Source organism: Promicromonospora sp. Populi, assembly GCF_041081105.1.
In the GTDB taxonomy this organism is placed as follows: domain Bacteria; phylum Actinomycetota; class Actinomycetes; order Actinomycetales; family Cellulomonadaceae; genus Promicromonospora.
In genome coordinates this window covers 1,666,941-1,687,981 of sequence record NZ_CP163528.1, presented here as the reverse complement: position 1 = coordinate 1,687,981, position 21,041 = coordinate 1,666,941, and the positions used below count along the sequence as shown (strand labels likewise).

Genomic DNA, 21,041 nt, shown 5'->3' with positions numbered 1-21,041 from the left:
CCGCACCCGACGCCCGGCGGGAGGGTCACGCCCTCCCGCCGGGCGCCGAGCCCCGCACCACCAGGCGCGTAGGCAGGATGATCGGCGACGGGGACTCGCCGTCGATCAGGCGCACCAGCATCGTGGCCATCTCCTGACCGAGACCACGGATCGGTTGGCTGATCGTGGTCAGCGCCGGCTCCGTGCGGCGCGCGATCTCCAGGTCGTCGAAGCCGACGACGGCGACGTCCTCCGGAACGCGGCGCCCAGCCGCCTTCAGGGCACTCAGGGCCCCGGCGGCCATGTTGTCCGAGGCGGCGAAGACGCCGTCGATGTCGGGGTGCGCGGCGAGAAGCCGCGTCATCGCCCGGGCGCCACTCTCGTAGCTGAAGTCGGCGTGCTCGATCCAGTCGGAGGGCAGGCGCCCCACCGCCATGGCGTCGACAAATCCCTGGTACCGGGCGACCGATGCCTGCAGGTCCGCCGGTCCGCTGATCGTGGCGATACGCCGGCACCCCGAGCCCAGCAGATGCTCGGTGGCGAGACGGGCACCGCCGCGGTTGTCCACGTCGACGTACCAGCGGGCATCTCCGTGCAGCGGCCGGCCGCCGAGCACCACCGGCAGCTCGGTTGCCGCCGCGACCCGGTTCAGCGGGTCGTCCCCGCGCAGGGCCATGAGCATCACCCCGTCAGAGCGACGCGACCGCAGCACCCGCTCAAGGCGGGCCTGGCCGCGCGCCGAGGACGCGAGCATGAGCGTCAGGTCCAGCTCCGACCGGTCCAGCGCACCGGCTACACCGATGAGCACCTGCGAGAAGAACGGGTCGCCGAACAGTGCTGGGTCGTCGCCTGAGACCGCGAGGACCACCGATCCCACCGTGCTCGTCGCCAGGGCTCGCGCCGTCGCGTTCGGGACGTAGCCGAGCTCGCTCGCCGCACGGGCGACCGCCTCGCGCTTCGCCGGACTCACGTTGCGGGCGTTGTTCAGCGCGCGGGACGCGACGGACCGCGAGACCCCCGCCCGGGCGGCGACCTCCATGAGGGTCGGCACATCAGGAACCCGGCCCGGATCATCTCCCGGCGCTCTCTCGCGATGGCGATCCACGGGATCAGCCGTCGTGGGGTCTGACATGCGGCCAAGCCTAGTGCCGGACGCCCAAGGGGCCGGATTCCGGGCCCCAGCCCGGAATCCAGCCCCTGCCCGAGTACGAGCCCAGCCCCCTACTCGGGTCCCGACCCGAGTCGAGACCCGGGCCTCTGCCCTACTTGGAGGGTACGTCGGACGTAGAAGCCGAGTCTGGTCGAGAGGAGGCGAAATCTGAATTCACCCTCTCGCCGGCTCACCGCGTGGCGGCGACGGTCACGAGGACGAATGCGGCGACGATCAGGGCGAGACGTACCAGGTGCAGGCGGTCCCAGCGGCTCTTCTGCTCGCGCCAGTCGGCCGGCACCGTCTCGGGGGTCCAGGTCTTCGACCGGTTGTTGATCGGGACCAGCAGCGCGACGGACATGACCACGCTGACGAGCAGCAGCCCCACCGCGGTCCAGGCCGGCCCTGCGGCGGCGGGCTCCGCCAGCGCGGTGCCGGCGACCAGGAGCGTCGAGCCGATGTACCAGAACGGCATGGCCCGCCCGAGCATGCGTCCGCCGTCGCCGCGAGCGGCGATCCCGGCGTCCTCGGGCAGCCGGTCGAAGATCGGGTTCATGACGAACGCGACCGACAGCTCCACCCCAACCATCAGTCCGACAACAACCACGGCGACGATCGACAACCACTCCATGACGCGCTCCTTCTTCTTCATTGGTGCTGTGACTTCTTCGCTGGCACTGCGAATCTAGCAGCGCTAGGAAACATATCAGCGATCGTCTAGCAGTGCTAGAGTCTCTTGCATGACGACTCCCGCCGCGGCACGCCGAGCCCGCCAACTCGAGGAACGCCGGTCGCGGATCGTCGGTGCGGCCCGCGCCCTCGCGGAGGAGCAGGGGTGGGAGGCCGTGACGACCCGCCGTCTCGCGGACGCGATCGAGTACAGCCAGCCGGTGCTGTACGGGCACTTCCCGCAGGGGCGGACGCAGATCGTCACCGCTGTCGCGCTCGAGGGCTTCGAGGAGCTGGCGGCCGCGCTCGCGCCGTCGGCGCTCGACGACGCCGGAAGCGATGCCGAGCGCGTCCGAGCGCTCGTGACCGCGTACCTCGACTTCGCCGAGCGTCAGCCCGCGACCTACGACGCGATGTTCCTGCTCCCCGTCCTCATCCCGTTCGCGTCGGACGAGACCCCGGCGGTCGTGCGCGCCGGGTTCGAGGCGATCGAGGGCACGCTGCGTCGCCTCGACAACCCGCCCGCCGAAGCCCCCGCGACGGCGGAGGTCCTCTGGGGCGCCATCCACGGCGTCGTCGCCCTAGGGCGCGCCGGGCGCTTCCCGGCAGCGCACCAGAAGGAGCGGGTCGAGACGCTCGTGCGCCTCGTCGCCCACTGACCACCCCGGACCCGCATTCCAGCAGAACGGATACCGTCTCAACCTGCGACAGTTCCGGCGCGTGGGTAGGGGTATGGAGACACTTTCTGGAAAGCGGGTCGAGGTCCGGGTGGGCAGCCGGTCGCGGGACGAGGAGTTCGTCGCGTTCGTGGAGGCGGACGGCCCGTACCTGTTTCGGACGGCGTTCTTCCTGGTCGGCGAGCGTGCCTTGGCCGAGGACCTGGTCCAGGGCACCTTCGAGCGGGTCTATCGGCGCTGGGAAACGGTCCGGGCCGGTGCACCTCGCGCGTACGCGCGAAAGGTGCTGGTCAATCTCAAGACCGATTCGTGGCGCCGGACCCGGTTGACGGATGTCCCGGGTGACGACAACCTTCCGGTCACGCACACGGACGATCACGCCGCACAGATCGCGCTCCGGGACGAGCTGGCCCGGGCGCTGGGGAGCCTGTCTCCGCAGCAGCGACGGGTAGTGGTGCTGCGGCACGTCCTTGATCTGCCGGAGGCACAGGTCGCCCGCGAGATCGGGCGGTCGGTCGGCACCGTCAAGGCCGCCAGCTCTCGGGGCCTCGAGCGGCTTCGCTCGCTCCTGACCGACGCTGCCCCGGAGACCGCGGACGAGCCGGCCTTCGACGGCCGCGAGACGTTGACCCGCAGCAAGGCCGCGGCGGCACGTCAGGTCCGCCGCACCGCCGCGCTCGGCGCCGCCGGGGTGGCGGTGTGCGCGTTCATCGCCCTGGTCGTGCACGGTCCGGTCGGTGTACCGGTGCTGGACGCCGTTGCGGGTCCGGCACACCGCTGGCTGGTCGAGACCTTCCACCTGCCCTCGGACGAGACCAGTCGTGATGACGGCCCGGTCCAGGACGACGACGCGATGACCGGGCAGGACGCCGCCGTCGGGCTGGGCGACATCGACATCCCCGAGATGGCGCTCCCCACCGACCCGTGCGTCGGGCAGGATCTCCCCACGCCGGACGCGACCAGGACCATCCCGGTCCCCGCGGACGCCCCGACCGGGGACTACACGATCATCCAGGCGCTCGACGCCGAGGACGCGCGCCCAGCTGTCGAGTGCGTCGACTACATCCCCGAGCACAGGGTGAGCCTCGGCAGCCCTCCGGAAGCCATGGTCGGGTCTGGGATGGGGACGGACCCGAACGTTCCGTTCGCGGTCCGTCGCGACGGGACGCTGCTCGCCGCGCTGGTTCTGCCCGACGTCGGACCTGGCTCCGAGCCGATCACCGCACTGGCCCGGCCCGCGGCCAACGGGACGGCCGGCGAGTCCGCGCTGGACTACTGGCAGCTCACGACCGGCTCGCCCGACGCCGACGCCGACGCCGACGCCGAGCAGCGCAGCTATGCCGGGGTCGGCAGCCCGGTCCTCACCGAGACGCACGTCGCCTGGATCGAGGGGTCCTCCGACAGCGGGCCGGTAGTGGTCAAGGCGCAGGGACCGGACGGCGAGGTCCGTACCGTCACGAGCTACCAGCCGGATCCCGCCCGGCTTGTCTGGAGGCTCGCAGCAGGAGGCCGGACCCTGGCGATCTTGCACGTCACGGACGGGACTCTCGCCGACCCGGACCGGTGCGCGGGGCGCATCGATCTGGTCGACCTGGGCGAACCCGAGTCCGACATCGTCCGCGACGCGGTCACGGACGTCTGCGCCATCTCCGACAGCGACGACGGCGTAGTCGTGTCACGCAATCCTGCTGAGGGGCCCAGCACGATCGGACTGCTCTCGGCCGGCTCCGGCCTGCGCGACCTCGTGCGGCTCGACCAGGACACGGCGTGGAACCACTACGCGTACCTGTCCGGCAACACGCTGCTGTTCGAGTCGGGCCAGTGGGTCGTGGCGCTCGACACGGACTCGCGCGAGGCCACGGTCGTGCGTGAGGATGCGGCGTGGACGGTCAGCGCGTTCGACGACGGCATTCTCTGGGCGGACGGCGAGAACATCTACTTCCTGCGGCTGGACGCGCGGGACGGAGTCGCCGTGCCGGCCCTGACCACGCTCGGGCCCGGACCGAACGAGGACGGGACCGCGTGGCGGGACGTCGCCGGTGCCGCGAACCGTGTCGTCTGGACCGAGTACAACAGCGCCGAGCTCGAGCGTCTCCAGAACCAGGATTCCTGGAACTACGGCGAGCTGGGACAGACGCTCGTATACGCGCGGACGTCGTGGTGACGCCGACGGTGAGGCCCGGATCGTGTGCCGTCGCGTGCCGGCCGGTCAGGCGAGGTCGGCGCGGACGAACGCGATCTTGTCGCCGGCGAGTGTGACGTCGAAGATCCCGCCAGTCTGCCCGCCGGGAAAATTCCCGGTGAAATCGACGACGACGTGGATGTGGTCACCCATGGGCTCGATGCTGACCAGGCGGGTGGTGGTGTTGTAGCCGATGAAGTAGCTCCGGTAGTAGTCGGCGATGCGCTCCTTGCCGGTGAACCGGTCGCCGACGGACGGATCGTCAAGCTCCGGGGTCGCGCTTGTCAGGCGACGGGGTCCAGCACTAGGTTCTGGTGGTTAGGTTAGGCAAGCCTCAGGCGTGACCACTTGGCCACCGATGCCTGTTCTCTGGAAGGGCAGCTGTGTTTGCCACGTTTCTCATCGGTCTGCGCGAGGGGCTGGAGGCCGCGCTCGTCGTCGGCATCCTCGTGGCCTACCTGCATCGCAGCGGCCGTGCCGACGTGCTACCGCGCTTGTGGCTGGGCGTAGGCATCGCCACGGTCGGCTCCCTCGCCCTGGGTGCGGTCCTGACGTTCGGCGCCTACGGGCTGAGCTTTCAGGCGCAGGAGGCCATCGGGGGGACCCTCTCGATCGTCACCGTTGCGCTGGTCACCTGGATGGTGTTCTGGATGCTCGGCGCGGCGCGCGGCCTGAGCCATGAGCTGGAGGCGGGTGTAGATCGCGCGGTGCGCCGGTCGGCCTGGGGACTGGTGGGCGTCGGCTTCCTGTCCGTCGGACGTGAGGGCATCGAGACCACGCTCTTCCTCTGGTCCACGGTCCGTTCGTTCGGCGCCGGACCGGAAGCCGTGGTCGGCGCCGTTGCAGGGCTGCTGTGTGCTGTCGGGCTCGGCTGGCTGATCTACCGCGGCATGGTGCGGATCAATCTCGCCGTGTTCTTCCGGTGGACCGGAGCCGCGCTCGTCCTGGTCGCGGCGGGGGTCCTGGCCTACGGCTTCCACGACCTGCAGGAGGCCGGGCTCGTCCCCGGTCCCTTCACCGCGGCAGCTCCTATCGATCCCGCCACTGGCGCGGTTGCCGTGGGCCTTGCGGCCTTCCCGTTCGGCTGGGCGTTCCAGCTCTCCGACGTGATCGCCCCGAACGGCGTGCTCGGCGTCCTGCTCAAAGGCACTGTCGGGTTCTCCCCGGACATGACCTGGGTCGAGGTCGTCGTGTGGGCCGGGTACATCGCCGTCGTCGGCACTTTGTTCGTCCGTCGCGCTTTCGCGCGGCCAAACCCGGCGCGGGCGCAGGCACCGGCCGTCGAAGGAGCATCATGACCAGCCCTTACCGTGCGGTCCTCGGCCTTGGCGGGACCCTCGCCATCGTGGTCGGCCTCACCGCGTGCGTCCCAAACGAGCCGGCCGCAGACGGCGCCATCACCGTCACGTCCACCGCGTCGGCGTGCGACGTGAGCGCCGAGCAGGCGACCAGCGGGACGCTCGCGTTCGACGTGACCAACTCCGGGGACCAGGTCACCGAGTTCTACCTCCTGGCGGCCGACGGCCTGCAGATCGTCGGCGAGGTCGAGAACATCGCGCCCGGCGCGTCCCGCACCCTGACCGTCACGGCTCAGCCCGGGACGTACTCCACCGTCTGCAAGCCCGGCATGGTCGGCGACGGCGTCGGCCATACCGAGTTCACTGTGACCGGTGAGCGCGTTGAGCTCGCCGGTCCCGACGCCGAGCTCAAGCAGCAGGCCGTCGACCTGTACGCCGCGTTCGTGAAGGAGCAGGTCGCCCAGCTCCTACCTGCCACCGAGGAGTTCGCCGGCCAGTACATCGCGGGCGAGGACGACGCGGCCAAAGCCGCGTTTCCGCTGGTCCGCGCCTACTACGAGCGCATAGAGCCCGCCGCCGAGGCGCTCGGCGACCTCGACCCGCGCATCGACTACCGCGAGGTCGACGCCGTCGCCGAGGGCCTGGACTGGACCGGCTTCCACCGCATCGAGAAGGACCTGTGGCAGCCCGAGGAGGGCGCACTGAACTCGGACGGCGAGACCGACGCCTACGAGGACTGGGCTCCCTCCACGCCCGAGCAGCGCGCCGAGCTCGGTGGCCTCCTTGTCGACGACGTGACCGAGCTGTATGACTTCGTCCACTCCGACGACTTCACCACCTACCTCGACGACCAGGGCGTCGACTGGATCAGCAACGGCGCGATCGCCCTGCTCGACGAGGTCGCGACCGGCAAGATCACCGGCGAGGAGGACTGGTGGTCCGGCACCGACCTGTACGACTTCGCCGCAAACGTCGAAGGCTCCAAGATGGCGTTCTCGCTGGTCAGGGACCTGACAGTGAAGCAGGGCGCCGACGGCGAGGAGCTGGCCGGCCAGATCGACGAGGGCTACACGGCGCTCGAGGACCGGCTCGCCGACTTCGGCTCCCTCGAGTCCGGCTTTGTCGCCTACGCCGAGCTGACCGACGCGGACAAGAAGGACCTGGCCGACCTCATCAACGCGCTCGCCGAGCCGCTGTCGCAGCTCACGAGCACGGTCCTGGCCTAGGTTGGGCTCCGTGACCGCCGTCTTGCCCTCCGATCCGGGCCAGGAAGGCGACCTGCCTGCCGCGCCGGCCCCTGGCCCCGAGGCGCGGGGCGGGGTCTCGCGGCGGGCCGTGCTGGGCCTCGCGCTCGGCGCGGCGGGAGCCGCGGGTGTCACCGGGGCGGCCGCCGGACGCCTGACGGCCGCCGGCCCCGGACCGCTGCCCCTGGGCCGGGCGGGGGCCGAGCCCCACCCGTTCTTCGGGGAGCACCAGGCGGGGATCACCACAGCGGTGCAGGACCACCTGCACTTCGCGGCGTTCGACCTGTCGGAGCGGACCACCCGCGAGGAGCTGATCGCGCTCCTGCAGGAGTGGTCCTACGCCGCGTCGCGGCTGACGCAGGGGCTGGACGTGTCCGCGTCGGGCGCCGTGAGCGGGTCGCCCGACGCCCCGCCGGACGACACGGGCGAGGCGATCGGCCTGGGCGCGTCCAACCTGACGATCACGTTCGGGTTCGGCCCGACCCTGTTCGAGAAGGACGGCGTCGACCGGTTCGGGATCGCGGACCGGCGTCCGCCCGGGCTGGCGGCGCTGCCGCCCTTCGTCGGCGACCGGCTGCGCACGGAGTGGTCGCACGGCGACCTGTGCGTGCAGGCCTGCGCCGACGATCCCCAGGTGGCGGTGCACGCCATCCGGAACTTCAGCCGGATCGCGTTCGGCCGTGCCGCGGTGCGGTGGTCCCAGATGGGCTTCGGGCGGACGTCGCGCACCACGAGCGACCAGGCCACGCCGCGCAACCTCTTCGGCTTCAAGGACGGCACCGCGAACATCTTGTCCGACGACGGCGCGGCCCTGGCCGACCACGTCTGGGTGGACGCCGCCGACGCCCCTGCCTGGATGACGGGCGGCTCCTATCTCGTAGCGCGCAAGATCGAGATGCTGCTGGAGTCGTGGGACCGCACCTCGCTGACCGAGCAGGACACCACGATCGGGCGCGACAAGGCGCAGGGGGCCCCGCTGTCCGGTGGCGTCGAGCTCACCGAACCCGACTTCGCCGCCCAGCACGACGGCGCACCCGTGATCGACCTGACCGCTCATGTGCGGCTCGCGCACCCGACCACCAACGGGGGAGTGCGCATGCTGCGGCGCGGGTACAACTATGTCGACGGGACCAATCCGCTCGGCCGGCTGGATGCCGGCCTGTTCTTCCTCGCGTACGTGCGTGACCCCGACCGGTTCGTCACCGTGCAGAAGTCCCTGGCTACCGACGTCCTCAACGAATACATCCGGCACATCGGGTCAGCCGTGTTCGCAGTACCCCCGGGTGCCGCAACCGGCGGCTGGGTAGGGCAGACGCTGTTCACGTGACGCTGCCCTACCCGAGCTGTTGCGCGGCTAGGCCTGAGCCTGCACCTGAGCCCACCACGCGTCGAAGTTGATGCCCCTCTCCTTGGCCAGTTCTTCCAGACCAGCCTTGGTCGGGGGCTGGAAGAGCTTCGGCTTGATGTTGCGGTCGGCGTCGGCGTACCTCCGCTGTAGGTCTGCCTGCGCCGCAGCGCTGTCCTGGGCCTCGGCGAGCACTTCGCTGGTCACGCTGACGCTCGTGCCGGTCAGGACGCCGCTGACCAGCGGGGTGTAGCCGTTGGCGTGACCGAGGCGGTTGGGGTGGAAGGACTCCTGCTGTGGGTTCGAGTAGCCGTTGATCCACTCGGTCGAGTCGCACACGGCGTGGCCGGTGAACGCGTTGACCGGGTTGACGAAGGTGAACCCCCTGGCGGAGGCGGCCGTCGCGGTGACCGAGTTGATGAGCACTGAGGCGTTGTTGAGTGCTGCCTCGTCCTCCGGGCTGAAGAAGGTGGCCAGGTTGCAGTCCTCACCGTTGAAGAGCTTCGGGTAGCCGACGACGACCACCTTCGCGTTGGGCGCCCTCGTCCGGATGGCGGTGTAGAGCGTGCTGAGCCGGCCCGGGAGGGTGTTGGAGATGAACGTACGCGCCGCGGCGACCGTCCCGGCACAGTCGCTGGCCCAAGCCGGGAGGGCGCACTCGGTGAGCACGTCGGCGAATCCGGCGTCGTTGCCGCCGACCGTGATGGTGACATACCTCGTGCTCGAGCTCAGGGCGCTGAGCTGGGTGTTCGTCACGTCGGCCACGACAGCTCCCGAGCAGGCCCGGAAGTTGAGGGTGTAGCTCCTGGCCGCTGCGGTGAGGCTGGCATAGGCGTAGACCGAGCGCAGGCACTGGGTGCCATCGTTGATATAGGCCCTGGTGCCGGTGCCCGAGGAATAGGAGTCGCCGAGGGCGACGTAGGACTCGCCGGCGGCGTACGACGGCAGGGCCGTAGTCGTCACCAGCCCGACCGTGGCAAGGCTCGTCGCTGCCATGACGGCGACGATGCGGAACAGGCGTTGCTTCATGAGGACGCCCCCCGAGGGTCCGTCGAGCCACTCCGATGTGACCCGATCACTCCATTTATAGGGTGTTTCACCCATACTGCACAATGTCTAACAAATGAACGCTTAATATTTCGCCAGTCAAGCGCCAAGTAAGTTCCAACGGCGCCCGATCGTGTGCGGGGTGCTGTGACCCTGGCAGATCGAACGTATGTTCGATTACACTCGAACCATGTCCGTGCCCGGGGCCACGATCCTGCACGCCGACCTGGACGCGTTCTACGCGTCGGTCGAGCAGCTGCTGGACCCTGCCCTGCGCGGGCGGCCGATCGCCGTCGGTGGCGGGCCGCACGGGGGCGTGGTGCTCGCGGCCTCCTACGAGGCCAAGGTCCACGGGGTGCAGGGCGGGATGCCCGGCTGGCGGGCGGCCCGGCTCTGCCCTGAGCTCTTGTTCGTCCGGGGTCACTTCGGGGAGTATCAGCGGCTGGGTGATGCCGTGATGGCTGTCCTGGCGGACGTCACACCGACCGTCGAGCGGATCTCGATCGACGAGGCGTTCCTCGACGTGTCCGGCGCGACGCACCTGTTCGGCCCGCCCGTGGCGATCGGTGCGCGGATCCGCGAGCGCGTCCGCGCCGAGGTGGGGCTCCCCATCTCGGTCGGCGCCGCGCGGACCAAGCACCTCGCGAAGATCGCCTCCCAGGTGGCCAAGCCGGACGGCCTGGTCGTTGTCGACCCCGGCGCTGAGCGGTCCTTCCTCGACCCGCTCCCCGTCGCCCTGATCTGGGGTGTGGGCCCCGTGAACGAGCAGCGCCTCGCCGACCTCGGCATCCGGACGATCGGTGAGCTGGCGCGGACCCCGTCGTCGGCGGTCGAGCACATCCTCGGGGAGGCCGTCGGCCACAAGCTCAAGTCGATGGCGCAGGACGAGGACCCTCGCCGGGTGGTCACCAGTCGCCGCGCCCGCTCGGTCGGAGCACAGTCGGCCCTGAGCCGGCGCCGTCCTGCGCCCGACGACGTCCGGGCGGTGCTGGCGCACCTTTCCGACCGGGTGTCGCGGCGGCTGCGTGCCAAGGGGCGCGCCGGGCGCACCGTGACGGTCGCTGTGCGTTTCGCGGGCATGCGCCGGGCGACGCGGTCGCTCACGCTGCCGGTGCCGGCCGCGGCCACGCTCACGCTCACCGAGGTCGCCGAGCGGCTGGCCTGGTCCGCGATCGAGGACGCCGCACCGTGCGAGATCACGCTGCTCGGCGTCTCCGTCTCGAACCTCGCGGACCAGCGGGCGATCCAGCTCGAGCTCGACCTTGAGCCGCCCGACCCGTGGCGTCCCGGCTCCGCGCCTGGCGCGGCGCGGAGCGCCGTCGACGAGTCGATGGACGCGATCCGGACGCGATTCGGTGGGGATGCTGTGGGTTATCTGCCTGTTGTGCTGCGCCGCGGCGGGGCTGTGCCCGACGAGTTCCGCGAGCTCGCCGAGCACGATCTGTGAGCCTATCTGTGTGACGTGCGGGTCCCGTCGTCGCGGTGCGCGAGCGTGGCGAGTGCGTCCCGCCAGTGTTGCTCGGCGTCGCCGGCGTGCCGGTCGGTGTCGATGTTGTCCTGGACGACGGTGACGAGCGTGCCGCCGTCGTCGGGCTCGAGGGTGATGCGGATCTCGTGGTAGTTCTCGGGGAGGTCCTGGAGGCCGCTCGTCGGTGCGAAGTGCGTGAAGTGCAGCAGCCGTGGCCGGTCGACCGCGATGACCTGGCCCTTGTCGGCGAACACGCGGCCGAAGAAGTGACCCTCGAACGTGATCGGGCTGCCCGGCTGATAGTCCGTCTCGATGTTGGCGCCCAGCACCCACCGTGCCCCGGGGTGGGTGAGCTCGGCCCAGACCCGTTGGGGCGGCTCGGCGATGTGTGTCGTTGCGGTGACCGTGTGGCGCGGGATATCGGTGCTCATCGCTGGCCTCCGTGGTGCTCTGGGTAACGACCGTACCGCGCCGGCCCGATCCGGCTCGCTGGGACGCATCGCACGAGACGTCCCTGCCGAAGACGAGGTCAGAACTCGAACAGGACGGTGAGCTCGTCCGTCAGCAGCACCCGGTAGGGCAGCTCGCGCAGTGTCGCGCCGTCGACGTCGACACCCCGCCTCCGGGCCGCTTCCGCGAGGTCCTCCCACGGATGGGAACCAGGGTTGTGGCGGTCGTCCCCCTGCACCAGATCCAAGATCTCCGCGATCAAGTCATCCGCTGTGCGCTTCCAGGAGACGTCCTCGCCGGCACCGTTCCTGACCTCGGTGAAGCCGCGGTCCATGTCGAGACGGATCAAGGACTCATCGGACAGTCGCACGTACTGCGTGATATTGACGCTGATGCTCGGCCCGACGTTGGCTGTCGTCGGTGTCTCGTCGACGTCGCAGATGGCAAGCGTCCCGATCGCACGAAGGCCGGACAGGTCGAACGGCAGACGCTGAGGGGGTTCGCCGTCCCCCGGACTTCCATGCAACGGGGCGTAGCGAGACCGTTCGCGCTCGCCGGTCATGCCGGAGCACATTCGAGATCGCGCTCGACCGAGTACTGATAGCCGAACGGATCGACCTTGCCCGTAAGGTCCACGTCCACGCGACCACGCCATCCGACCGAATCCGTACTTGCGCATGCCTTGTGCGGTGTCGCCCAACGACCAGTGCCACTTCCAGGCGAGAACGTGCCCTTATCCGCGTTCTGGGTGACCCAGATGCAGCCAATGCTGCTGCACGCGTAGGCCTGCAGATCGACCGTGACTGTGGCTGTCGACGGGCAAGGGCCGGAGAGGCGCACCCAGTAGCCGTGGACGGGGGTCGAGGCTGATGCGTTGGACGGCGAGTTCGAGACCAGTGATGTCCTTTGGGCCGTTGGAGGCTATGCCTGCCAGGACCTTGACTTGTGCGCTCTTCCCTGGGCGAATGTCGAGCGAGTGGAGGGTCAGTTCGGGTCGGTCTACCGCTTGGAGCACGAGCGCCCGCACACGGGGTTCGCTCTTTTCGCTCGTCACGACTTCGAGGATGTAGTCGTTGTTGAGGTCGTCTTCTGCTTCTTCTGCGCCGACGGTCGTTTCGTGGCGGTCGCGCCCGAATCGTCGGTTGACAAGCTTGCTCAGAGGCCGGAGGAGTGTGTTGGTGGCAATGATCGCGACAGTTCCGACGAGCGCCAGGTCTTCGAGACCGGCACCTGCGAGGGTTCCGACGGCGGCGGCACACCACAGAGTTGCTGCTGTGGTGAGTCCGCGAATGTTGAACCCGTCACGAAGGATGACGCCGGCGCCAAGGAAGCCGATTCCGGAGACAACCTGTGCGGCCACGCGGGTGGGGTCGGCGCCGGGGCCTGCTCCGAGACCAACTGCGCCGACGATGACGAAGAGTGCGGAACCCACTGAGACGAGGGCGTTGGTGCGGATGCCCGCGGCGCGAGTGCGCCATTGCCGCTCGAGACCGATCGCAGCTCCCAGCCCAATGGCGATCAGGATTCGGAGTGTCAGGTCAACAAGCTCGAAGAAGGGAACCATTGTGGCGTCCTCGTCTAGCGATGCGCGGACGGGTGAAAGCACGTGGGGTGAGCGACGACGTGCCGCTCACCCCACATGGGCTGGTGCAACTTAGTCGTCGAGAGCGGGCTGGCCGAGGGCTGCGGCGTCCTGGAGGGCGTCGGCGGGTGACTTCTGCAGGAGCATCGCGCGCTCGAGTTCTGCCCCGAGCGCGGCGCTGACCTCGGCATAGTTCAGGATCGACGGCCGCGACTTGGCGTAGGTGAGCTGGTCGACGAAGACCTGCAGGTCCGGGTTCGCTTCGAGGTAGGCCCGGAACGCTTCGGTCTCGGCGGTTCCGAGGTTGGTCGGCAGGTAACTAGCGGCGATGTCCCACTCCGTTTGCTGCTCGGGCTGAAGGAACCATGAGAGGAAGGCGTAGGAGCCGGCCTCCTGCTCGTCGGTGCCGTCGATGATGTAGGAGACATTGGTTCCGGTGTTGGCTGCCGGCTCGGAGACCTCCGGGAAGGTGAACACGCCGACGTTTTCTGCTCCGAGGGCCTCTTTTGTCAGCGCGACGTCCCTGGGCTGACCGATGAACATCGCGAAGAGTCCGGCGTTGAACGCGGGGAATCCGGTCTGCTGGTTGCTGTCGGCGGCGCTGGAAGGGTAGGCGTAGCCGTCCTCGACCAGGTCCGTCCACACGGTGAGCGCTTCGACGCCCTCAGGGGAGTCGAACCGAACCTCGGTGTTGTCCTCGTCGAGGAACTCGCCTCCCGCGCTCCACAGCATGGACTGCCAGGTGTAGACGGGCCATTCGTTGCTGCCGATGGGCAGGTAGATGCCGTAGCGGCCGCCGGTGGTGAGCGTCTCAGCGGCAGCGCGTACCTCGGCCCACGTTGTGGGGAGTTCGTCGATGCCGGCCTCGTCAAACATCTGCTTGTTGTAGATGATCGCGTAGTTGCCGCCTTCGGTGGGTACCGCGTAGGTGGTTCCGTCGAAGATGCCGGTGGCGAGCATGCCTTCGGGGATGTCCGTCGCTTCTAGCGGGTAGTCGCCTGTGCCGAAGAGGTCATCGAGCGCGACGATCTCGCCTGTCTCGATGGCCTCGCCCAGCTGCGAGGGGTTGCCGTCAGAGAGCACGACGTTGGGGGCTTGGTTGGAGTTGATGGCCTGCAGAACGCGGACGTTGAATCCGTCTGCGGGGATGTACTGGGATTCGACGGTGTACTGGTCCTGTGAGTTGTTGAAGCGTTCGACGAGCTCAGTCAGCTTCTCTGCCGCCGGACTCGTCGCACGGTTCCACAGCGTGATGGTGGTGCGTTCGCCGCTGCCTCCTGTGGCGTCGTCTGATCCCGGATTGCCGGAGCAAGCGGCGAGCGCGGCCACGGTGGCTGCGGCCACGCCGACTACCACCGCCCGGCGGATGGTCTGGTGGGTGCGGTGTTCCATGACTTCTCCTGTTGCGGGTTGAGTCGTGCTTCGAAGGGGAGCTGCTGGAATTAGCGCAGGCCGCCCGAGATCGCTTTGACGATCTGGTTCTGGAACAGCAGGAAGACAATGATGACGGGGATTACGGCGAGGGTGGACCCGGCCATGAGCAGGTTGAAGTTTGAGGCGCCTTCCTGGTCCTGTAGGAAGGTCAGCCCCAGTTGTACGGTGAACATGTCCGTCCGATTCACGGCGATCAGCTGGAAGAAGAAGTTATTCCAGTTGTAGACAAAGGAGAGGATCGCGAAGGAGCCGATCATGGGGACGGCCATGGGCGCCATGATCAATCGGAATCGCTGCCAAACATTCGCGCCGTCGATGCGACTGGCGTCCTCGATCTCAGAGGGGAAGTTCGAGAAGAACTGCCGGAAGAGGAAGACGCCCAGGATCGACGGGATGTTGGGGACGATCAGACCCTGATAGGTGTTGATCCACCCGAACGAGGAAAGCATCGAGATCAACGGGGTGAACACGATCTCGAACGGCACCATCAGCGCGGCCAGGAGGATGACGAAGATGATGTTGCGACCGCGGAACTTGAGCCGTGCGAAGGCGTAGCCGGCCATCAGGCTGGTGGCTACCTGTCCGAGGGTCGAGAGCCCGGCCACGACCACGGTGTTCAGGTAGAACCGGCCGAATGGCGCGATCTCGAAGAGCCGCGTGTAGTTCTCCCACCGCCACTCCGTGGGCAGGAACGTCGGCGGGATCGCCAGGGCCTCGGGGGCGGATTTGAGGCTGACGAGCGCCATCCAGACGAAGGGGCCGAAGAACACCACTGTGGCGAGGATGAGTACGAGGTGGCGAAGAGCTGCGGGAACGCGGCTGGCGAGCGGTCTGCGGCGTCGCGCGATTTTCGCGTAAGGAGCGGCGGGAGTAGTGCCGACTGGCGCGGGGTCCAGTGCGAGAGAGAGTCTCATGGTCGTCCTTTCAGACCATCTCTGTGGCGTCGCGGCTAGACAGCAGTTTCAGCTGCAGCACGGTGATCACGATGCCGATTAGGAGAAGCACGACGGAGGCTGCGGTCGCGGCGCCGCCGTTGAAGAAAGTGAAGCCCTGCTCGTAAATCCAGAAGACGACTGTCTTGGTGGATCCGACAGGGCCTCCGCCAGTGAGGACGTACACCTGCGTGAAGATCTGCATTGTGTTGATGAGCCCCGTGATCACGAGGAACCCACTGATCGGTGTGACGAGCGGCAGGGAGATGGAGAAAAATCGCCGCACAACCCCGGCGCCGTCAAGCTTGGCCGCTTCGTGATAGCTCGGAGGAATGGTTGCCAGGGCAGCCGCGTAGATGATCATCGTGTATCCGACCTGTTGCCAGATCACGAACATGATGATCGCGATGATGGCCCAAGGCTCGGTGGTCAGGAAAGGAACGGGCGGGAAACCAAGTGGCCGCAGCGCTGCGTTGACCAGCCCTCCGAGGGGCGTTAGCAGGTAGGAGAAGATCAGGCCACTGCCGACGACGGGTGCGATGTAGGGGGCGAAGATCATCGTGCGATAGAAGGCCCGTCCGCGGACAGGCCCGTCGAGCAGTGCGGCGAAGATGAGGCCCAGGAGCATCGATCCGGGTACGACGATCGCGGCGATGAGTGCGGTGTTGCCGAGGGCTGCGACGAAACCGTTCGTTGGGTTGAACAGCCCGATGAAGTTGTCGAGACCCTGGAACTGGAGTTCACGGCCGTCGGTCGGGGACCAGTTCGTGAAGCTGAACACGACCGTCTGTGCCAGCGGGAACAGGTAGAACACCGACAGCAGGATGGTCGTGGGAGCGACCAGCGCGTAGCCGGCGCGGTCTTCTTTCTCGTGCATCGACCGGCGGACCTGCCAGTCGTTGCCGCGCACATCGCGATTGCTGCGCATCCGCACGGAAGTGCGCAGCGCGGCAGGCAACGCGACCTTACGAGTGCTACTCACGCGGCTCACCGCCGATCGTGTGGGAGAGGCGGCGACAGCGCCGCCCGGGGGGCTGCATCTCCATGTGGGGCTCCTGTTCGGATTCCAACCTCGCTGGATGGAAGCCAGTCGTTCGGGCTACTTCCTCGTCCGGTGTCAACTCGTGGAGAGCTCGACTTCGACTGAAGCCTACACGGTAGCGTTCGATGATCGAAAAAAGTAGTGCGATGACTGGACCACTTAGTTCGATCATGTAGTCTGGGGCCATGGCGACCCTGCAGCACTTCCGCGAGCTGGACCCCTTGCCGGGTTCCGTCGGTGATGTCTTCCGTCTGATCCGCTCGGACATCGCGACTACCCGTTCCGCGCTAGCGCGAAAGACCGGACTGTCTCCGTCGACGGTCGGCCTGCGCGTCGAAGCCCTACAACGGCTCGGCCTGATCGCTGAGGACGGGGAGCATCGCTCGGAAGGCGGGCGGCGCGCACGCCTGCTTCGGATCGTTGCCGACAATGGCCATGTCGTCGCCATCGAATCCGGCGTCCGCTACCTGCAAGTCTTGGTAGCCGACCTGGAGGGAAACGTTCTGGGCGAAGCCCGCCACGACGGCGTACTCGAACTCGCCCCTCGGGAAGCAATCTCCGCGATGTGGGAGCGCATCGGCGAACTGCGAGAGCAGATCGGGGGCGCTTCCGTTCCTCTACGGGGCGTCGTGGTGAGCGTGCCGGCGCCAGTGGACTACGCGACGGGGCGGATCGCGACACCGTCCTACATGCCCAAGTGGCACGGCGCGAGCATCGTGGAACTGTTCTCGACGTTCACGGACGCGCCCGTTCTCGTGGAGAATGACGCCAACCTCATCGCCTTGTCGGAGCTTCCCGCTCGTGGCCACTCGCGCGAGAACCTCCTCGCTGTGCTGCTAGGAACCAGGATCGGCAGCGGCATCATCGCGAATGGCCAGCTGCTGCGGGGCGAGAACGGGGCTGCGGGAGAGCTCAGCCACACTCCCGTGAATGCCGAGCCGACGATTGCGTGCGTGTGCGGCTTGGAATCATGCCTCGAGTCTGCAGCCAGTGGCGCTGCGGTCGCCTCACGGTTGAAGGTTCTGGGCCACGACGTGCGCAGCATGACCGACATCGCCATTTTGGGCCGCGGCGGCGACCCGGAAGTGCTTGCCGTCCTGCGCGACGCGGGCACGCTCATCGGATCGGTGCTTGCCTCCTCGGTCAATTTCATCAATCCCCGCAGCATCGTGCTGGGCGGCATCATGTCGACCTCCGCCCCGCTGGTCGCGGCCATCCGAGCCGAGTTGTTCCAGAAGTGCCTTCCCATCGCCAGCGAGGGCCTCGAGGTCAGAGCGATCGAAGCGCCCGAGACCGCAGCCTCACGGGGTGCGTTCCGGCTGCTGCTGGACGAGGTGCTGGCGCCGGCGCGGGTGGATCATCTCGCGCGACAGGCAGATGCCGCAGCCCAAATCGCCTAGCGGGGATCGATGCTCAATCCCAAGCCTGCCCAAGGCGGCGCCCGACTGGCAGTCGACGTCGGAGGCACGGCTCTGAAAGGCGTGGTTGTCGATGATTCTGGCGCTGTCGTCCATCAAGCTTCGATAGCCACTTTCGGGGTACACGCCACACCCGGTGACGCTCTGATCGGATTGCTGTCGGATATGGCCGACAAGGCGATCGGCGTCGGACTGCGTCCGACTGGGATCGGGATCTCCGCACCGGGTCTCATCGACTCGGCGAATCAGGTCGTGACCTATGCCGCAAACCTCGGGTGGATCGACTACCCAGTCGGCCGCGAGGTCGGACGGCGCTTCGGTCTCCCCGTCGCGATCGAGCACGACGCCCGGGCCGGAGCGATCGCAGAACGCGCGGCCCACGCTGATCATCACGAAAGATACGACGACTTCATTTTCGTACCCATAGGTACAGGCGTCGCGGCTGCTATTACGACAGGTGGGCGGCTGATCAATGGCGCCCATGGCGGGGCTGGCGAGTTCGGTCACATGCAAGTCAAGCCCGGTGGCGAACAATGTGCTTGCGGGCAGCTCGGGTGCCTCGAGGCCTACGCCTCAGCAGTCAACGTCGTGCGGCGATATCGAGAGCATGGCGGCTCAGATGCGTCCGACGCACGCGAGCTCGTCGAAGTCCTCGCCAGAGATCCAATCGCCCGCCATGTGTGGGACGACCTGATCGACGCCCTTGCAACAGGCCTCGCCTCCCTCACCGCCGTGCTCGATCCCGAACGAATCGTCATTGGCGGAGGGCTGTCAAGAGCGGGCCCCGCCCTGTTTCAGCCTCTGACCACAGAGCTGGCCACGCGACTGCGCTGGCGCACCTCTCCCGCGCTGGAGCAGTCGACGCTCTCAAGCCACGCAGGGCTCATCGGCGCCGCACTGATCGCGCACGGAACGGCTGCACCGAGACGGCGATTCGTTCAAAGGGCGCTGCACGGACTGAACGTGCCTGATCACGGAGAACCTCACCCTGCCTGATCTCAGTTCCCATCCCATTTCAACGAAGCGAGAGAGAACATGCCCTCCATCCCTCTACGCGTCGGCCTCGTCGGCGCTGGCGTGATCACCAAACATCACCTCCCCAACCTGTTGGCACTCGGCGCTGAGGTCTATGTGTACTCCGAGAACGGTGCCGAAGAACTGGTGCAGACCCACGGCGGCGGCACAGTCGTCCCCACCTTGGACGATCTGCTCGCCCGCGTCGACGTGGTGGACATTGCCGCACCGACGTATGCGCACGCCGACATCGCCCGTCGTGCGCTCAAGGCGGGCAAGGACATCATCTCGGAAAAGCCCCTGACCCGAACTAACGGCGAGGCGTCTGAACTGCAGCGCCTGGCCGAAGCGACCGGTCGCCGAATCTTCCCTGCGCACGTCGTGCGCTATTTCCCGGAATACAAGCGTCTCAAGGACGCCGTAGCTTCCGGTCTACTCGGAGATCTCGCCGTGCTCCGCTTCGCCCGGTCCGGATCGTTCCCCACGCGCAGCGCATGGTTTGCCGACCCGACCCTGTCGGGTGGGATCATCATGGACCAGATGATCCACGACCTCGACGTCGCCCGTTGGGTGGCGGGAGACGTAACAGCAGTCTCCGCTACCTCGGTGCGTACCGGCCCCGACGAGGCACCCATCGAAGCGGCGCACGTTCTTCTCACACATGAGTCCGGCGCGATCAGCCACGTCGCCGGGATCTGGGGGCCGGCGCACCTGAAGTTCACCACCGAGTACTCGGTGACCGGAACCGCGGGCACGCTCTCGCACTCGTCATCAGAGGAGCGCAACTACACCACGGACTACCCCGACGCATCCATGTCAGTGCAACTGACACCGGCGTCCGACCCTGTCGCCAGCCCATACTTCCTCGAGCTGCAGGAATTCGTGCGAGCCCTCGACGGTGGCCCCAATCCGCGAGTATCGATCGCCGACGGTGTCGCGGCCGTTCGAATCGCCAACGCCGCCCTCCAATCCCTCCACAGCGGTCAACCCGTCACCATCGCAGCGGCAGAAAGGTCGCTCGCATGACCGCCGCTCGGCCGAAGCCCGGTACACCTGCCCGGATCGCCGTTATGTCCTTCGCGCACACCCACGCGAAGACGTACATCCAGATCCTGAAGAACTACCCCGACGTGGAACTGCTCACCAGCGACCCCGGAGCACACCCAGCCAAGGAACTGCGCGGAAGGGCCGCTGCTGAGGAGCTGGGTGTTTCGTACGTCGAGACTTACGCGGAGCTCCTGGCATGGCGGCCCCACGGTGTCATCATCGCCAGCGAGAACGCGCGCCACCGCCAAGACGTGGAGGTCGCCGTCGCGGCAGGAGCGGATATCCTCTGCGAAAAGCCGCTTGCGACCACCCTTGAGGACGGTCTGGCAATCCGAGACGCTGTGGAGCTGGCCGGCGTTCGCCTGATGGTCGCTTTCCCCGTCCGGTTCGCGACAAACTTCGGCAAGCTCAAGACCGACCACCAGGCCGGCCTGCTGGGAACCGTCGTGGCCGTTCGCGGCAGCAATAACGGCAAGCTACCGACCGAACGCGCCTGGTTCACCGACCCCCAGCTAGCGGGCGGGGGCGCCCTGGTCGATCACATCGTCCACATCGCCGACCTTATCGAAGGTCTCACCGGCGCTACCCCAACCTCGGTGACAGCCATCGCCAACCGCAAGCTTCACAGCGAACGCGCACACGCCGAAACCGCCGCACTGGTGACCATCTCCTACGACGACGGCTCGATCGCCGCGGTGGACTGCTCGTGGAGTCACCCGAATACAGCACCAACGTGGGGTGGGCTGCGAGTGGTCGTCGCAGGCACCGAAGGCGCCACCGAGATCGACTTCTTCGCCCCTCGTGCACACGGCCTGCAAAGCGCCACCGGGCTACCCGTCGAGTTGCCGTACGGACCAAATTTCAATGAACCGCTGCTCAAGACGTTTATCGAATCGGTCCGTACAGGCACCTCTGCGCAGCCAGACGTCGAGGTCGGATTGAAGACACTCAAGATCGTCCTTGCCGCGCAAGAGTCCGCCGATACCGGCCGCACCGTCGCCATCCACTGACCGGTGGGTGCGCGAGGAGCTCCCGGCCCCGCGCACCCGGCCATCACCACACA

At 67.7% G+C, this 21,041-nt stretch carries 20 protein-coding genes; 10 read left to right on the top strand and 10 right to left on the bottom strand.

Annotated features, from left to right (window positions below; translation table 11 throughout):
* Positions 1-25: 25 nt before the first annotated feature.
* Complete coding sequence (locus AB1046_RS07535) at positions 26-1,111, bottom strand: LacI family DNA-binding transcriptional regulator (RefSeq protein ID WP_369373918.1); 1,086 nt, start codon at positions 1,109-1,111, stop codon at positions 26-28.
* A 208-nt stretch (positions 1,112-1,319) separates the two neighbouring features.
* Positions 1,320-1,781, bottom strand: a complete 462-nt coding sequence (locus AB1046_RS07530; RefSeq protein ID WP_369373916.1) for an anthrone oxygenase family protein — start codon at positions 1,779-1,781, stop codon at positions 1,320-1,322.
* 88 nt (positions 1,782-1,869) lie between these two features.
* Here AB1046_RS07530 and AB1046_RS07525 point away from each other — a divergent pair, with 88 nt between their 5' ends.
* Complete coding sequence (locus AB1046_RS07525) at positions 1,870-2,457, top strand: TetR/AcrR family transcriptional regulator (RefSeq protein ID WP_369373914.1); 588 nt, start codon at positions 1,870-1,872, stop codon at positions 2,455-2,457.
* 73 nt (positions 2,458-2,530) lie between these two features.
* A complete protein-coding gene (locus AB1046_RS07520; RefSeq protein WP_369373912.1) occupies positions 2,531-4,639 on the top strand; it encodes a SigE family RNA polymerase sigma factor in 2,109 nt (702 codons plus the stop codon).
* 45 nt (positions 4,640-4,684) lie between these two features.
* Here AB1046_RS07520 and AB1046_RS07515 read toward each other — a convergent pair whose 3' ends face one another.
* Entirely contained in the window at positions 4,685-4,810 is a 126-nt protein-coding gene (locus AB1046_RS07515; RefSeq protein WP_369373910.1) for a hypothetical protein, read from the bottom strand.
* Positions 4,811-5,040: 230 nt separating this feature from the next.
* Between AB1046_RS07515 and efeU the strand changes: the two genes are divergently transcribed.
* From efeU to efeB, 3 genes are read left to right on the top strand one after another with little or no spacing between them, the layout of a single operon-like run.
* Entirely contained in the window at positions 5,041-5,955 is a 915-nt protein-coding gene (gene efeU / locus AB1046_RS07510; RefSeq protein ID WP_369373908.1) for an iron uptake transporter permease EfeU, read from the top strand.
* Positions 5,952-7,181: an iron uptake system protein EfeO gene (gene efeO, locus AB1046_RS07505; protein WP_369373906.1), complete on the top strand. Its 1,230-nt coding sequence runs from the start codon at positions 5,952-5,954 to the stop codon at positions 7,179-7,181. Before efeU ends, efeO begins: the two co-directional genes overlap by 4 nt.
* A 52-nt stretch (positions 7,182-7,233) precedes the next feature.
* Positions 7,234-8,526: an iron uptake transporter deferrochelatase/peroxidase subunit gene (gene efeB / locus AB1046_RS07500; RefSeq protein ID WP_369375619.1), complete on the top strand. Its 1,293-nt coding sequence runs from the start codon at positions 7,234-7,236 to the stop codon at positions 8,524-8,526.
* Between the two features lie 27 nt (positions 8,527-8,553).
* Here the strand turns inward: efeB and AB1046_RS07495 are convergent, their stop codons facing one another.
* Positions 8,554-9,573: an SGNH/GDSL hydrolase family protein gene (locus AB1046_RS07495; RefSeq protein WP_369373904.1), complete on the bottom strand. Its 1,020-nt coding sequence runs from the start codon at positions 9,571-9,573 to the stop codon at positions 8,554-8,556.
* Positions 9,574-9,781: 208 nt separating this feature from the next.
* Here AB1046_RS07495 and dinB point away from each other — a divergent pair, with 208 nt between their 5' ends.
* Entirely contained in the window at positions 9,782-11,038 is a 1,257-nt protein-coding gene (gene dinB / locus AB1046_RS07490; RefSeq protein WP_369373902.1) for a DNA polymerase IV, read from the top strand.
* Between the two features lie 2 nt (positions 11,039-11,040).
* Here the strand turns inward: dinB and AB1046_RS07485 are convergent, their stop codons facing one another.
* From AB1046_RS07485 to AB1046_RS07460, 6 genes are all read right to left on the bottom strand, one after another.
* Positions 11,041-11,490, bottom strand: a complete 450-nt coding sequence (locus AB1046_RS07485; protein WP_369373900.1) for an SRPBCC domain-containing protein — start codon at positions 11,488-11,490, stop codon at positions 11,041-11,043.
* A gap of 98 nt (positions 11,491-11,588) precedes the next feature.
* Entirely contained in the window at positions 11,589-12,071 is a 483-nt protein-coding gene (locus AB1046_RS07480; protein ID WP_369373898.1) for a hypothetical protein, read from the bottom strand.
* A gap of 171 nt (positions 12,072-12,242) precedes the next feature.
* Entirely contained in the window at positions 12,243-13,073 is an 831-nt protein-coding gene (locus AB1046_RS07475) for an MgtC/SapB family protein (RefSeq protein ID WP_369373896.1), read from the bottom strand.
* Between the two features lie 90 nt (positions 13,074-13,163).
* Complete coding sequence (locus AB1046_RS07470) at positions 13,164-14,435, bottom strand: ABC transporter substrate-binding protein (protein ID WP_369373894.1); 1,272 nt, start codon at positions 14,433-14,435, stop codon at positions 13,164-13,166.
* Positions 14,436-14,533: 98 nt separating this feature from the next.
* Positions 14,534-15,439, bottom strand: coding sequence for a carbohydrate ABC transporter permease (locus tag AB1046_RS07465; protein WP_369373892.1), 906 nt, complete (start codon positions 15,437-15,439; stop codon positions 14,534-14,536).
* Between the two features lie 10 nt (positions 15,440-15,449).
* Complete coding sequence (locus AB1046_RS07460) at positions 15,450-16,439, bottom strand: carbohydrate ABC transporter permease (protein WP_369373890.1); 990 nt, start codon at positions 16,437-16,439, stop codon at positions 15,450-15,452.
* Positions 16,440-16,684: 245 nt separating this feature from the next.
* Between AB1046_RS07460 and AB1046_RS07455 the strand changes: the two genes are divergently transcribed.
* From AB1046_RS07455 to AB1046_RS07440, 4 genes are read left to right on the top strand one after another with little or no spacing between them, the layout of a single operon-like run.
* Positions 16,685-17,899, top strand: coding sequence for an ROK family protein (locus AB1046_RS07455; RefSeq protein ID WP_369373888.1), 1,215 nt, complete (start codon positions 16,685-16,687; stop codon positions 17,897-17,899).
* A gap of 9 nt (positions 17,900-17,908) precedes the next feature.
* Complete coding sequence (locus AB1046_RS07450; protein WP_369373886.1) at positions 17,909-18,913, top strand: ROK family protein; 1,005 nt, start codon at positions 17,909-17,911, stop codon at positions 18,911-18,913.
* Between the two features lie 39 nt (positions 18,914-18,952).
* The gene (locus tag AB1046_RS07445; protein ID WP_369373884.1) at positions 18,953-19,957 is read left to right on the top strand and encodes a Gfo/Idh/MocA family protein; all 1,005 of its coding nucleotides are present in this window, start codon (positions 18,953-18,955) and stop codon (positions 19,955-19,957) included.
* Positions 19,954-20,988 (top strand): Gfo/Idh/MocA family protein, encoded by a 1,035-nt coding sequence (locus tag AB1046_RS07440; protein WP_369373882.1) that lies wholly within the window; start codon positions 19,954-19,956, stop codon positions 20,986-20,988. The genes AB1046_RS07445 and AB1046_RS07440 overlap by 4 nt, the downstream gene beginning before the upstream one ends.
* Positions 20,989-21,041: the final 53 nt, after the last annotated feature.

Coding starts and splice junctions, on each gene's coding strand:
- AB1046_RS07495 (WP_369373904.1), bottom strand. CDS start 9,573: ATGAAGCAACGCCTGTTCCGCATCGTCGCCGTCATGGCAGCGACGAGC.
- efeO (WP_369373906.1), top strand. CDS start 5,952: ATGACCAGCCCTTACCGTGCGGTCCTCGGCCTTGGCGGGACCCTCGCC.
- AB1046_RS07530 (WP_369373916.1), bottom strand. CDS start 1,781: ATGAAGAAGAAGGAGCGCGTCATGGAGTGGTTGTCGATCGTCGCCGTG.
- AB1046_RS07465 (WP_369373892.1), bottom strand. CDS start 15,439: ATGAGACTCTCTCTCGCACTGGACCCCGCGCCAGTCGGCACTACTCCC.
- AB1046_RS07475 (WP_369373896.1), bottom strand. CDS start 13,073: ATGGTTCCCTTCTTCGAGCTTGTTGACCTGACACTCCGAATCCTGATC.
- AB1046_RS07440 (WP_369373882.1), top strand. CDS start 19,954: ATGACCGCCGCTCGGCCGAAGCCCGGTACACCTGCCCGGATCGCCGTT.
- AB1046_RS07480 (WP_369373898.1), bottom strand. CDS start 12,071: ATGACCGGCGAGCGCGAACGGTCTCGCTACGCCCCGTTGCATGGAAGT.
- dinB (WP_369373902.1), top strand. CDS start 9,782: ATGTCCGTGCCCGGGGCCACGATCCTGCACGCCGACCTGGACGCGTTC.
- AB1046_RS07520 (WP_369373912.1), top strand. CDS start 2,531: ATGGAGACACTTTCTGGAAAGCGGGTCGAGGTCCGGGTGGGCAGCCGG.
- AB1046_RS07515 (WP_369373910.1), bottom strand. CDS start 4,810: ATGGGTGACCACATCCACGTCGTCGTCGATTTCACCGGGAATTTTCCC.
- AB1046_RS07445 (WP_369373884.1), top strand. CDS start 18,953: ATGCCCTCCATCCCTCTACGCGTCGGCCTCGTCGGCGCTGGCGTGATC.
- AB1046_RS07450 (WP_369373886.1), top strand. CDS start 17,909: ATGCTCAATCCCAAGCCTGCCCAAGGCGGCGCCCGACTGGCAGTCGAC.
- AB1046_RS07485 (WP_369373900.1), bottom strand. CDS start 11,490: ATGAGCACCGATATCCCGCGCCACACGGTCACCGCAACGACACACATC.
- AB1046_RS07525 (WP_369373914.1), top strand. CDS start 1,870: ATGACGACTCCCGCCGCGGCACGCCGAGCCCGCCAACTCGAGGAACGC.
- AB1046_RS07455 (WP_369373888.1), top strand. CDS start 16,685: ATGGCGACCCTGCAGCACTTCCGCGAGCTGGACCCCTTGCCGGGTTCC.
- AB1046_RS07535 (WP_369373918.1), bottom strand. CDS start 1,111: ATGTCAGACCCCACGACGGCTGATCCCGTGGATCGCCATCGCGAGAGA.